Annotated in this window: 12 protein-coding genes and 1 pseudogene; 10 read left to right on the forward strand and 3 right to left on the reverse strand. The window is 59.4% G+C overall.

The annotated features are described in order from the left end of the window. The first annotated feature begins 48 nt into the window (after positions 1-48). The 4 genes from PMI29_RS26430 (at position 49) to PMI29_RS26415 (ending at position 3,853) form a co-directional block, all read left to right on the forward strand. The gene (locus tag PMI29_RS26430; protein ID WP_007994126.1) at positions 49-1,377 is read left to right on the forward strand and encodes an MFS transporter; all 1,329 of its coding nucleotides are present in this window, start codon (positions 49-51) and stop codon (positions 1,375-1,377) included. Between the two features lie 80 nt (positions 1,378-1,457). Then, positions 1,458-2,783 (forward strand): OprD family porin, encoded by a 1,326-nt coding sequence (locus tag PMI29_RS26425; RefSeq protein WP_007994128.1) that lies wholly within the window; start codon positions 1,458-1,460, stop codon positions 2,781-2,783. Positions 2,784-2,842: 59 nt separating this feature from the next. Next, positions 2,843-3,232: a RidA family protein gene (locus tag PMI29_RS26420; RefSeq protein WP_007991063.1), complete on the forward strand. Its 390-nt coding sequence runs from the start codon at positions 2,843-2,845 to the stop codon at positions 3,230-3,232. Positions 3,233-3,235: 3 nt separating this feature from the next. Then, positions 3,236-3,853, forward strand: coding sequence for an RraA family protein (locus PMI29_RS26415; RefSeq protein ID WP_007994130.1), 618 nt, complete (start codon positions 3,236-3,238; stop codon positions 3,851-3,853). Here the strand turns inward: PMI29_RS26415 and PMI29_RS32990 are convergent. Further along, positions 3,852-3,941 (reverse strand): annotated as a pseudogene (locus PMI29_RS32990) (hypothetical protein); the annotation flags it as partial. The gene PMI29_RS26415 and the pseudogene PMI29_RS32990 sit on opposite strands and share 2 nt — an antisense overlap. 35 nt (positions 3,942-3,976) lie before the next feature. Between PMI29_RS32990 and PMI29_RS31880 the strand changes: the two are divergent. Further along, a complete protein-coding gene (locus PMI29_RS31880; protein WP_007994131.1) occupies positions 3,977-4,120 on the forward strand; it encodes a hypothetical protein in 144 nt (47 codons plus the stop codon). Here the strand turns inward: PMI29_RS31880 and PMI29_RS26410 are convergent. After that, positions 4,113-5,024, reverse strand: a complete 912-nt coding sequence (locus tag PMI29_RS26410; RefSeq protein WP_007994133.1) for a LysR family transcriptional regulator — start codon at positions 5,022-5,024, stop codon at positions 4,113-4,115. The two genes, PMI29_RS31880 and PMI29_RS26410, sit on opposite strands and share 8 nt — an antisense overlap. Before the next feature lie 108 nt (positions 5,025-5,132). Here PMI29_RS26410 and PMI29_RS26405 point away from each other — a divergent pair, with 108 nt between their 5' ends. Beyond that, complete coding sequence (locus PMI29_RS26405) at positions 5,133-6,212, forward strand: tartrate dehydrogenase (protein WP_007994135.1); 1,080 nt, start codon at positions 5,133-5,135, stop codon at positions 6,210-6,212. Between the two features lie 231 nt (positions 6,213-6,443). Here the strand turns inward: PMI29_RS26405 and PMI29_RS26400 are convergent, their stop codons facing one another. Then, positions 6,444-7,424, reverse strand: coding sequence for a LysR substrate-binding domain-containing protein (locus PMI29_RS26400; protein ID WP_007994136.1), 981 nt, complete (start codon positions 7,422-7,424; stop codon positions 6,444-6,446). A 100-nt stretch (positions 7,425-7,524) separates the two neighbouring features. Between PMI29_RS26400 and PMI29_RS26395 the strand changes: the two genes are divergently transcribed. From PMI29_RS26395 to PMI29_RS26380, 4 genes are all read left to right on the forward strand, one after another. Further along, positions 7,525-8,907 (forward strand): MFS transporter, encoded by a 1,383-nt coding sequence (locus PMI29_RS26395; RefSeq protein ID WP_007994138.1) that lies wholly within the window; start codon positions 7,525-7,527, stop codon positions 8,905-8,907. A 77-nt stretch (positions 8,908-8,984) separates the two neighbouring features. Next, on the forward strand, positions 8,985-10,526 hold the full coding sequence (locus tag PMI29_RS26390) for a UxaA family hydrolase (protein ID WP_007994139.1): 1,542 nt from the start codon (positions 8,985-8,987) through the stop codon (positions 10,524-10,526). 35 nt (positions 10,527-10,561) lie between these two features. Next, positions 10,562-12,043, forward strand: coding sequence for an NAD-dependent succinate-semialdehyde dehydrogenase (locus PMI29_RS26385; protein ID WP_007994141.1), 1,482 nt, complete (start codon positions 10,562-10,564; stop codon positions 12,041-12,043). Positions 12,044-12,077: 34 nt separating this feature from the next. Further along, the coding region (locus PMI29_RS26380) for an aldolase/citrate lyase family protein (RefSeq protein WP_007994143.1) at positions 12,078-12,406 on the forward strand (329 nt) is incomplete at its 3' end.

Consider the following 12,406-nt stretch of genomic DNA (forward strand, 5'->3'; position numbering starts at 1 on the left):
CAATAAATCAATCCACTGAGCCCGACGCTCAACTTGGAGAAAAAAGGCATGAACAGCTCCGCGTGCATCCAGACCGCTACCCCGTCGGTCGAACCCAGCGTCAACATGAAAAAAGTCGCCGTCGCCAGCGTCATTGGCACCACGGTGGAATGGTACGACCTGTTTGTTTTCGCCACCGCTTCGGCCCTGGTGTTCAACAAGATTTTCTTCCCGGCGTTCGATGCCTTGATCGGCACCCTCCTGGCGTTCGGCACCTTTGCTTCGGCTTATGGTGCGCGCATCGTCGGGGCCGCCTTGTTCGGCCACTATGGCGACAAGCTTGGGCGCAAATCGATGCTGCTGATTTCGCTGTTGACCATGGGCGCGGCAACCTTTGCCATCGGTCTGTTACCGGATTACGCCAGCATTGGCATCTGGGCACCGATCCTGCTGTTGACCCTGCGGATCATTCAAGGCCTGGCCCTGGGCGGTGAATGGGGTGGTGCGGTGTTGATGGCCGTCGAGCATGCCCCCGCCAATCAGCGTGGCTTGTATGGCTCATGGGTACAGATCGGCGTGCCGGCCGGTACCATGATTGCCAACCTGGCCTTCCTCGCGATCGCCTGGCTGCTGCCCGCTGAAGACATGCTTGCCTGGGGCTGGCGCATCCCGTTCCTGGCCAGCGCGCTGCTGATTGCCGTGGGCCTGTACATCCGCCTCAACATCACCGAGACACCTGCGTTCCACAAGGCTAAAACCAGCGAGCCGCAAATCAAGCTGCCGCTGGCCGAAGTCTTCAGCAAATACTGGAAGCAAGTCCTGCTCGGCGGCGTGGCAACCATGTCGACCGGCGCATCGTTCAACATCATTGTCGCCTTCGGCCTGACCTATGGAACACAGACCCTGGGCTTCAGCCGCACCATCATGCTCAGCGTGGTACTGGCCTCCTGTGCGCTGTGCATCGTGCTCTTGCCTGCCTTCGGAGCATTGTCTGACCGCTTCGGTCGCAAGCCAGTGATCATCGCCGGCATCGTCGGTGAAGCGCTGGTCGCCTTCCCGATGTTCTGGCTGATGGATACTCGCGAGCTGCCGCTGGTGTTTCTCGGCTATGGCCTGTTGATGACCGCGTTCGCCGCCAACTACGGGCCCATCGCAACCTTCCTCGCCGAACTGTTCGGCACTCGTGTGCGTTATTCCGGCCTATCGGTGGCTTACATGCTTTCCGGGCTGCTGGGCAGCGCGGCCACGCCTATCGTGACCACGGCCCTGCTGGCGATGACCGGCAAAGGCTCGTCAGTGGCCTGGTACCTGATCGGCTCTGCGGTCATCTCCCTGATTGCCCTGTTGCTGCTGACCGAAACCTTCAAGCGCGACTTGAGCGCTGGGCGGGCTGAATAGCACCAAGTGACCCACAACAAGAATAAATCCACCTGCACTTGATCCTGCTGCCATTCACGCACCCTCTGGATTCGTACACCATGGAAAAAACCCTGCACCTTTTTGGCATGAGCGCCGGCGCTTGCCTTTTGACCCTGAGCCAGGTCGCTTCAGCTGATTTCATTAGCGACAGCAAGGCCACACTGGGCCTGCGTAACTTCTACTTCAACAACGACTACCGCGACCGGCCCGGCAGTGCCGGTCAGAGCAAGACCGAGGAATGGGCGCAGGGGCTCATGCTCAATTACACCTCCGGTTTCACCGACGGCACCCTCGGGTTCGGCGTCGATGCGCTGGGGCTGGTGGGGCTGACACTGGACAGCGGCCAGGGCCGCCATCGCGGCAGCTCGATGATCCCGACTGATGGTGATGGCGCTGCCGATGAATGGAGCCGTCTGGGCATGACCGCCAAAGCCCGTTTGAACAAGACCGAAATGCGTTATGGCACGCTGACGCCCAAGCTACCGATCCTGATAGCGAACGACGGTCGCCTGTTGCCACAGACCTTTGAAGGCGGCCAGATTACCAGCAGCGATCTCGACAGGCTGACCTTGACCGCCGGCCGTCTGGAGCACGCTACCGGGCGTGGTTCCAGTGATCGCACCGGGTTGGCGGTCAGCGGTGGGCGTCAGGAGAGCAACCAGTTTCTCTTCGCCGGTGCCGACTACAAAGTCACCAAAGACCTGATCGCACAGTATTACCTGGCCAATCTCGAGGACTACTACACCCAGCACTTTTTCGGACTGCAGCATGTGCTCGCACTGGGCGAAGGCCAGTCGTTGAAGACCGACCTGCGCTACTTCGATACATCTTCCGACGGCGCCAACAGCACGGCCAGCGGGCGGGCTGACGGTTTCCGGGTCGGTGGCTATAGCCGAAACGGTGCCGGTGAAATCGACAACCGCACCTGGAGCGCCCTCTTCACCTACAGCCTTGGTGGCCATGGGTTGACCGGCGGTTACCAGAGCGTTTCCGATGGCAGCAACTTCGTCCAGCTCAACCAGGGATCCCTGGTGGACAAAGGGGCCGGTGGCGCAAGCCTGTATCTGTTCACCGACCGCATGCTCACCAGCTTCAACCGGGCTGGCGAACGCACCTGGTTCGGCCAGTACGCCTATGACTTCGCCGCCTCGGGCGTACCGGGCCTTCGCGCGTCGATGGTTTATCTCAAAGGCAGCCAGATCAAGACCACTTCTGGTAGCGATCAGCGGGAATGGGAGCGTGACCTGGCCCTGGATTACGTTATCCAGGACGGCACGTTCACAGGCCTGGGTTTCGGTTGGCGCTATGGCGTTCTGCACTCCGAAGCCGACGCCAATCAGGACCAGAACCGTCTGATCGTCAGCTACACCCTGGCATTGTTCTGATTCACCGGCCCGCCGCCCATGCCGGGTCGGCGGGCCTCTATTCTCAGCGAGGTTCATACATGAAACGTATCCAGGCAGCACCCGGCACAATCGGTCCGGTCGGTCCTTACTCCCAGGCAGTGGTCAGCGGCCATCTGGTGTTCACTGCCGGTCAAATACCCGCCACAGGCGGGCTGGACCAGCAACCCGAAGGCTTCGAAGAGCAAGTGCGCCAGACCTTGCGCAACCTGGAAGCCATCCTGATCGCGGCAGGCTCGGACTTCGATCACGTGATCAAGGTTAACGGCTATCTCACCGATCCAGCTCAACTGGAACCCTTCAACCGGGTCTATACCGAGGTACTCGGCCATGCGCCGCCGGCACGCACCACAGTCTGCGTGGCACTCTGGGGCGTGGCGCTGGAAATAGATTGCGTGGCCGAACTCATTGATTGCGCGCCGCAGAGGTAAGCCATGAACGCCTCTACTCAATTGCTTGAAAAACTCCATCAGGTCAGCTTCGCCACCCTCGGGCATTTGCTCGAAGTCGGCTTTGTCAGCAGCGAGATTCGCTCCATGCTGAGCGCCGTCAAAGTGGTAGGTCGTGCCGTGACGCTGAGCGTGATCGATGCCGATGCCATTGCCGTCAACCGCGCCTTGGCAAGCCTGCAAGACGGCGACGTGCTGGTGATTGACATGAACGGCGATCGACGTCACGCCTGTGTCGGTACGGTCACCGCCTGTGCGGCTCAAGCGCGAGGCGCCAGAGCCATCGTGGTCGATGGCCTGGTGACCGATATCCTTGAACTGCGCGAAGCCGGACTGCCCATTTTCGCCCGCGGTACCAACTTGCTGACCACCAAGCTGCATGGCAACGCCGAGAGCCAGTTGAATGTGCCGGTGCAGTGCGGCGGGGTTCAGGTGAACCCGGGTGATCTGGTGCTGGGTGACGATAACGGCTTACTGATTCTCGACAGTCAGGCACTTGCCGCAGTCATCGACCAGGCACTGGCCAGTGATCGTGCAGAACCCGGTCTGCTGGAACGTCTTGAAGCCGGAGAGTCAATAGCATCCGTATTGCGTGTTGAATGATTGATCGCTTTGTAATGTAGCCAACGATTTCGGTGCCGCGCGTCATCATAGAGTGGGCACCTGGATCGGTCAGTGAGACCTGTTTATCCAGCGATTTGGTTCTCCGGCTGCTAGTTCTGTGTAATGCAGAGCCAGGTCACTGTTGGCACCAACAATATCGGCAAAGCCCGCAGCCTCTACGACAACGTACTGGGCAAACTGGGCCAGGCGGTCACCCAGCTCACACAGGCACCTGCCAACGCCCTCCCGCGCCAATCGCTCACTTGAGCGCCGCGAACGGCAAGCGCCTGGCCAGCTCCTGCACGAGGTAGCGGGCGAATACGGAGATGCGTTGCGGTATATGCCGACGATGCTGATAGACCACGAAGATATCGGCACTGGGCGCCTGGTAATCGCTCAACACCGCCCGCAGGCGCCCACTTTCAAGGTACTCCTGAACATTCCATCGCGAACGCAGGATCAACCCATGCCCATCCAGCGCCAGGCGTAACGCAACTTCTCCATCGTTGCTCGACAGCGTACCGCTGACCTTGTGCGAGTAATCCTGGCCATCCTTGCTGAAACGCCAGATCGCGTAATCACTGCCGAACTGACGCAGCACGATGCAGTTATGCCGGACCAGATCCTCCACCCCTGTCAGCCCAGGCATAGCTTCAAGGTATTGCGGGGAGGCACAGAGAATGCGCGGGTTTTCCAGCAGGCGCACAGCGATCAGCCGCGAATCGGGCGGCTCGCCCATGCACACGCTCATGTCGAACTGATCATCCAGCAGGCTCGATGGCTGGCTGGACAACTCCAGGGAAAGCTCCAACTCCGGGTGCAATCGGGCGAAGCTGGAGACCACCGGTGCCAGATGTTGCCGGCCGAAACCCAGGGTGCCATTGATCCGCAAGCGCCCCCGCAAGGTCGGCTGCCGGCTGTTGAGCGCACTCTCCAGTTCTTCCAGCTGCCGCAGGATCGGCCGCCCTCCTTCCAGGTACAAGGTCCCTTCCGGAGTCAGCGAAAGTCGTCGGGTGGTGCGCTGCAGCAACTGCACCCCCAAACGCGCTTCTAGCTGGCTCAGGCGTTTACTCACCGCCGGCAACGACAGGCCGAGGTGCCGCGCGACTTCGGTGAGACTGCCACGTGTCGCCACCTGCTGGAAGAAACTCAAGTCATCGATCATCGCCATAGATTCTTTCCTTAAAACTAAGAATGGCTTTCGCTCAAGACTAATTATTAATAAAGGGCTACTGCATACACTGGCAATCAGTCCACATCAATCCCAGGAGTCGAATCCATGAGCAAAGCCCAGTACAAGATTGCAGTGATCCCCGGCGACGGCATCGGCAAGGAAGTCATGCCCGAAGGCGTGCGCGTACTCGACGCCGTGGCGGCCAAACACGACCTGGAACTGCAATGGGACTGGTTCGATTTCGCCAGCGCCGATTACTACCTGGTCCACGGCAAAATGATGCCCGACGACTGGTTCGACATTCTCAAGGACTACGACGCGATCTACTTCGGTGCGGTGGGCTGGCCAGACGTCGTGCCTGATCACATTTCGCTGTGGGATTCGCTGTTGCAGTTCCGTCGCGAATTCGACCAGTACGTCAACCTGCGCCCCTGCCGCCTGATGCCGGGCGTCAAGGCTCCGCTGGCCAATCGCAAGCCCGGCGACATCGACTTCTGGGTCGTAAGGGAAAACACCGAAGGTGAATATTCAAGCGTCGGCGGCAAGATGTTTCCGGGTACCGACCGGGAAATCGTGCTGCAGGAGACCGTCATGACCCGCGTCGGCGTCGACCGCATTCTCAAGTTCGCCTACGACCTGGCCCAGAGCCGCCCGAAGAAACACCTCACCTCCGCCACCAAATCCAACGGCATCGCAATCACCATGCCGTACTGGGATGAGCGCGTCGCCGAGATGGGCAAGAAATTTCCTGAAGTGAAGGTCGACAAGTACCACATCGACATCCTCACCGCGAACTTCGTCCTGCATCCGGACTGGTTCGACGTGGTGGTCGCGAGCAACCTGTTCGGCGACATCCTTTCCGATCTCGGCCCCGCCTGCACCGGCACCATCGGTATCGCGCCGTCAGCCAACATCAATCCGGAGCGCAACTTCCCAAGCCTGTTCGAGCCCGTGCACGGCTCGGCACCGGACATCGCCGGAAAAGGCATTGCCAACCCGATCGGACAGATCTGGTGCGGCGCGATGATGCTCGAACACCTCGGCCACCCGCAGGCTGGAGCGGCGGTGCTGGCCGCCATCGAAACGGTACTGGCGATGGGGCCGGAGAACGCACCACTGACCGCAGATATTGGCGGCAAAGGCAACACCGAAGCCTTGGGCAAGGCCATCGCCGCTGCGGTCTGAGACGGCAAATAACGCGCAATCTTCCATTCACAGCAAGTGATACGGGAGATTGTTGCGCGTGACTTTGGCATCGTGTGAACACCTTTCCAGCGTTTGCGAGAGACACCATGAACCTGCGGTTCAAAGTCGACAGACCTGTTGAGCCTGACGCTCTTCTCGCTCTGCGCTGTCGACGCTCTCGAACACAGCCACCAGGTTCTCGTCCTCTCGGTACAGGCGCCGCATGCACATTCACTCAGGCGCAGTCTCACCTCTAATGTCCATGGCCTGTTCATGCAGAGCGTCGATGAGGGAGCTGGCAACGGGGGTTCTCAGCCCGTTACGTAGCAGAATGATGCCCACCGACGGTAACTCGATCGGCACCTCCAGCGGCAAGGTGTGACCAAGGCCTACGGATTCGAGGTAATGCGCGACCTCACTCGCGACGAAACAGACGCACCCTCTTTTCCTCATGAACGTCATCGTCACCAAAAAAGAAGACGTTTCGATAATGTCAGCTGGGGGTTGCAGCTTATGCTTGTAGAACATCTGATTCAGCTTGACCCGCGAGGATGCCCACGCTGGGGGAACGACCCAGGGAAGCGCCGCCAGATTATGCCAGGCGGGTCGGGCCACTGTGGCCAGTGGATGATCGGCGGCGACGACAACCCTCATGGGGTCGGCGTATAACGCCTCTGTTTCAAGGTCCGGAGAGCTGTAGCCCGGCTCCAGCCGGCCCACGATGAAATCGAGCTCGCCTGTGCGCAGCCTCGGCAACAGGCGCGTGAGATCACCTTCCTCGATCGACACCGTCGTCTGTGGCGAACTGACCTTGAGGCGGCCGACGGCTCCTACCAGCAATCCTGGTGTGGCGACGACCATTGCGCCGACTCGGATACGACCGGCTCCGCCACTGGCGACTGAAGCGATGTCGTCACAGGTACGGTCAAAATCCACAAGCACCGAGCGCGCAAATCGGACAACTTGCTCGCCGTAGGCGGTCGGCCGAGTGCCTCGCGTAGAGCGGATGAATAACTCAAGTCCGAACATCTTTTCGATTTCCGCCAGCGACTTGCTGACTGCCGGTTGGGTAAGCGACAAAAATTCCGCTGACCGCCCCAAATGGCGGAACTCATCCAGCGCAACGACAAGCTGCAAATGCTTGAGTTTGAGGTTGGAGCGCAAAACTCTATCGATGTCACTCACCTGCTTTATCTCCGGCAGAAGAAGCATATATGTCGAAACCGTTATGAAGTATGTCCACTTATTCATTGTTCAGCAATGTAACGACGATTCAGTATCGAAGAACAAAAACAATGACCGGAGACAAGCAATGCGCACTCCAAGTACCACAAAACCGCTAAGTGACGCCGTGGTGAATAAAGGCAAGAAATCCAACGCTCGTTGGGTTGTGGCAGGTCTGATGTGGTTTGCCATCGCCATCAACTATATCGATCGCACCGTTCTCTCAGTCGCAGCACCGGAGCTCGTCAAAGAATTCAGCCTGACGCCCGAGATGATGGGTATCGTCTTATCTGCATTTTTCTGGTCCTACGCTCTGCTACAAATTCCTGCTGGCTGGGTGGCAGACAAATTCGGGCAAAAAATGGGTCTTGGCATCGCCGTAGGCTCATGGTCGCTCGCTACGGCTGCGACAGGGCTGGCGACTGGCTTTGCATCTTTGGTCGGACTGCGAGTGGCACTCGGCGTCGGTGAAGCCGGCGCTTATCCGGCCAATGCCGGGATCGCGTCCAAGTGGTTCCCGGACAAGGAACGGGCAACCATTTCGGGGCTTTTTGACAGTGCCTCGAAATTCGGCGGTGCCGTGGCGATGCCACTCATCGTGACATTGATGATGACTTTCGACTGGCGCATGACGTTTGCAATCGTGGGTCTGACCGGCCTCGTCTGGAGCCTGATCTGGTGGTGGTACTTCTCGGACACACCAGAGAAACACAGAAGCGCCAACGCAGCCGAGGTGGAATACATCCGGGGTGGTCAGACCCAGCAGCACGGTGTTGATGCCACGATTGCGATGAAATGGTACGAACTGCTCAAGCACCGCAATATCTGGGCGATGTGCCTGGGCTTCTTCACCATCAACTACATCTCGTACTTCTTCATCACCTGGCTGCCCACTTACCTGGTGAAGGAACAGGGGATGGGCCTGCTTCAGATGGGCATGGTCGCCTCGCTTCCGCTGATTTGCGGCCTCTTCGCCGAGATCGCTGCCGGGTGGCTTTCCGACAAGGTGGTCCACAGTGGACGCCTGTCGCTCACCGCGACACGCAAACTGTTTCTCATCGTGGGTCTCTCGATGGCGCTGTGCATCGGACTGGCTCCGTTGACCACGTCGGTTGGGCTCACTGTCCTCTTGCTGTGCATCGCAAAGGCCGGCACCACCGTCGCGGCTTCGCAAGTCTGGGCTCTGCCGGGTGACGTCGCGCCGAAGAACATGACCTCGACCGTGGCCGGATTGCAGAACATGGTTGCGAACTTCGGCGGCGTACTGGGGCCGGTGATCACCGGATTCATCGTTGCCTCGACAGGGTCGTTCAAAATGGCTCTGGTCTTCTCAGCTGTGCTCGGAATGCTAGGCATCCTGAACTACGCATTCCTGCTGAAGAAGGTCGAACCCATCGTCGCGTCCAAGCCGACCGAGCCTCGGCACGCCACCACATCCTCGCAGGTGTTGAATGACCCCTATAGCCGCTGATGCCTGATGAGCTACGCAGGGATAACGCCTGCGTTTCACCTTCTCCACCGCCGTAATCTGGACGCCAGGATTGTTTCATGACGACTACCACAACCCATGCCACTCACAGACTGATACGTCTACACGCCAACGACAACGTCCTCGTCGCTCGCCAATTCATCGGCCTTGGAGACGAGCTGCCTGAACTGGGAGTACGCGTTCGGGCGCAAGTGTCGGCCGGGCACAAGATCGCTGCGCAGGACATCATGGCCGGTGAACCCGTGCGTAAGTACGACACGATCATCGGTGTCGCTTCGCGCAATATCATCAAGGGCGAGCACGTTCATTCCCACAACATCGCACTCATCGATTTCGACCGAGACCCAGGCTTCTGTGAGGATGTGCGCCCGGTGGACTATGTAGCGCCAGATAAACGCGCTACGTTCATGGGCATCGTGCGAGCAGACGGCCGTGTTGCCACGCGCAACTTCATCGGAATCCTTTCGTCGGTAAACTGCTCGTCGACCGTGATCAAGAAGATCGCCGAACACTTCACGCCCGAGCGGCTCGCCGCCTACCCGAACGTCGATGGCGTCGTCGCATTCGCCCAGACAAGCGGGTGTGGCATGTCGTCCCCCAGTTATCATTTCGACGTGCTGCAGCGCACCATCGCCGGGTACGCCCGCCATCCCAATCTGGCGGCTGTACTGATCGTCGGACTGGGTTGCGAGCGAAACCAAGTGGCCAGCCTCGTCGATTCTCAGCACCTGGTGCCCGATCGCAATCTGCGCACGTTCGTGATGCAGGATACCGGCGGCACGCGTGCAACCATCGCTCAAGGCATTGCAGCGATCGAAGCGATGCTGCCCGAAGCCAACGATATAAAGCGTGTCCCGGTCAGTGCGGCGCACCTGAAAATCGGACTGGAATGCGGCGGCTCCGATGGCTTTTCAGGCATCACCGCCAACCCGGCATTGGGGGCTGCGATGGATATTCTGGTGCGTCATGGCGGCACGGCCATTCTGTCCGAGACACCCGAGATCCACGGTGTGGAGTTCATGCTGACGCGACGTGCGATCAGTCCCGAGGTGGGCCAGAAGCTACTGGACCGCCTGGCCTGGTGGGAAGAATACACGCGAGGCCAGAATGGCCAGTTCAATGGCGTCGTAGGCCCCGGTAATCAGGCCGGTGGTCTGGCCAATATCTTCGAAAAATCGCTGGGGTCTGCCATGAAAGGCGGCACGACACCGTTGCAGGCGGTGTACGAGTACGCCGAGCCGATTGACAAGGCCGGGTTCGTGTTCATGGATTCACCGGGCTATGACCCTGTTGCCTCAACCGGTCAAATCGCCAGCGGTGCCAATCTCATTTGCTTCACAACGGGACGGGGCTCGATGTTCGGGAGCAAGCCGGCGCCAACGATCAAACTCGCCAGCAACACCCCGATGTTCACCCGCCTGGAAGAAGACATGGACATTAATTGCGGCCTCATTCTTGACGGTGAGCTGTCGGTTGAGCAGATGGGTGAGCGCATCTTCGAGCACATCCTGGAGGCCGCTTCAGGCGCCTCGACCAAGAGCGAATTGTTGGGGCTTGGGGATCACGAATTCGTGCCCTGGCACCTGGGCATCGTCAGCTGATCCAACCCGCTTGCACACATTCAAGGAACCTCGGCATGAGCTTGAAACTGACCCGCAACGACCTGATTCGAACGCAGAATTTCATTGGTGGCCGTTGGTGCACCAGAGATCCAGAGGCGCTGCTTTCTGTCACCAACCCGGCCGACGACTGCTACATCGCCCAAGTGCCCGACAGCAACGCCATTGACGCGCGTGAAGCCGTCGATGCCGCTCATTCGGCCTTTGCAGCCTGGCGCGCCACCCCTGCCAAACAGCGCGCGCAACTGATCAAACGCTGGAACGATCTGATTCTTGAGCATCAAGAGGATCTGGGCAGGCTGATATCGCTGGAGCAGGGAAAACCCCTCGCAGAGGGGCGCGGCGAAGTGGTCTACGCCGCCAGCTATGTCGAGTGGTTTGCCGAGGAGGCGACGCGCTCATATGGCGATGTGATCCCGGCGCCAGTCGCGGGTCGCCGCATGACTGCAATCAAGGAACCTGTTGGCGTGGTCGCTGCGATCACGCCCTGGAATTTTCCGGCGGCGATGATTGCCCGCAAGATCGCTCCAGCACTGGCGGCAGGTTGCACCGTCGTCTGCAAGCCGGCCGAAGACACGCCACTGACGTCCCTTGCGCTTGTGCGCCTGGCTGAGGAAGCAGGCTTTCCGGCAGGAACGCTGAACATCGTCACCGCTTCGCGAGAGCGTACACCCGAAGTGGTAGACGCCTGGCTGGCTGATTCACGGGTGCGCAAGATCACCTTTACAGGGTCGACGCCAGTGGGCAAGCACCTGGCCCGAATGTCGGCCGACACATTGAAAAAGTGCTCGCTTGAACTGGGTGGTAATGCCCCATTCATTGTTTTTGACGATGCGGACCTCGACGCTGCGGTGGACGGCCTGATGGTGTCCAAGTTTCGCAATGGCGGTCAGACCTGTGTGTGCCCCAACCGGATCTATGTGCAGAGCGCTGTGCACGACCAATTCGTTGAAAAGCTGGTGGCAAGGGTCAGCGCGCTGAAAGTCGGGCCAGCCTCCCATAGCGATTCTCAGATCGGTCCGATGATCAATGCGCGAGCCGTCGACAAGATCGCTCGCCATGTGGATGACGCGGTTTCAAAAGGCGCAGAAATCGCCACTGGCGGTCGACGCATCCGCGAGGGTGTCGCAGACGGCCCGAACTACTACGCGCCCACTGTGTTGATCAATGCGACCCCGCAAATGGAGCTCTGTAATGAAGAGACATTCGGCCCCGTCGCACCGATTTTCCGGTTCACGACTGAAGCGCAAGTGATTGACCTGGCCAATGACACTCCATTCGGGTTGGCGGCCTACTTTTATACCCGGGACGTCAAACGCGTCTGGCGCGTGGCCGAGGCCCTGGAATCGGGCATCGTGGGCATCAACGAAGGCGCTCTCGCCGCAGAGGCCGCACCGTTTGGGGGTGTCAAAGAGTCGGGCTATGGCCGTGAGGGTTCACGCTACGGCCTGGAGGACTACATGCACATCAAATACCTTTGTCAGGGCGGCCTGAACTAGTTCCGACAAACACAACAGAGGAGTACAGGCAATCATGGGAAATCCGTTCAAGACCGCGCTTTCGCGAGGCGATAAGGTCATCGGTCTCTGGCTTTCACTGGCCAATTCCTACAGCGCCGAAATTTGCGCCACAGCAGGCTTCCAATGGTTGCTGATCGACGGTGAACACGCGCCAAATGACGTGCGCAGCACACTTGCACAGTTGCAGGCCGTTGCGCCTTATCCGGCCCATCCAGTGGCACGCACCGTCGATGGCAATCCGGCAATGATCAAACAGATGCTCGACATCGGCGTTCAAACATTGCTAGTACCAATGGTCGATACCGCCGAGCAAGCCATCGCTCTGGCAGCCGCTACCCGCTA

It is taken from the genome of Pseudomonas sp. GM49 (assembly GCF_000282355.1).
Classification (GTDB): Bacteria; Pseudomonadota; Gammaproteobacteria; order Pseudomonadales; family Pseudomonadaceae; genus Aquipseudomonas.

Excerpts from the sequence above, each read along its gene's own strand:
- PMI29_RS26430 (WP_007994126.1), top strand. The coding sequence starts at position 49 with ATGAACAGCTCCGCGTGCATCCAGACCGCTACCCCGTCGGTCGAACCC.
- PMI29_RS26425 (WP_007994128.1), top strand. The coding sequence starts at position 1,458 with ATGGAAAAAACCCTGCACCTTTTTGGCATGAGCGCCGGCGCTTGCCTT.
- PMI29_RS26420 (WP_007991063.1), top strand. The coding sequence starts at position 2,843 with ATGAAACGTATCCAGGCAGCACCCGGCACAATCGGTCCGGTCGGTCCT.
- PMI29_RS26415 (WP_007994130.1), top strand. The coding sequence starts at position 3,236 with ATGAACGCCTCTACTCAATTGCTTGAAAAACTCCATCAGGTCAGCTTC.
- PMI29_RS31880 (WP_007994131.1), top strand. The coding sequence starts at position 3,977 with ATGCAGAGCCAGGTCACTGTTGGCACCAACAATATCGGCAAAGCCCGC.
- PMI29_RS26410 (WP_007994133.1), bottom strand. The coding sequence starts at position 5,024 with ATGGCGATGATCGATGACTTGAGTTTCTTCCAGCAGGTGGCGACACGT.
- PMI29_RS26405 (WP_007994135.1), top strand. The coding sequence starts at position 5,133 with ATGAGCAAAGCCCAGTACAAGATTGCAGTGATCCCCGGCGACGGCATC.
- PMI29_RS26400 (WP_007994136.1), bottom strand. The coding sequence starts at position 7,424 with ATGCTTCTTCTGCCGGAGATAAAGCAGGTGAGTGACATCGATAGAGTT.
- PMI29_RS26395 (WP_007994138.1), top strand. The coding sequence starts at position 7,525 with ATGCGCACTCCAAGTACCACAAAACCGCTAAGTGACGCCGTGGTGAAT.
- PMI29_RS26390 (WP_007994139.1), top strand. The coding sequence starts at position 8,985 with ATGACGACTACCACAACCCATGCCACTCACAGACTGATACGTCTACAC.
- PMI29_RS26385 (WP_007994141.1), top strand. The coding sequence starts at position 10,562 with ATGAGCTTGAAACTGACCCGCAACGACCTGATTCGAACGCAGAATTTC.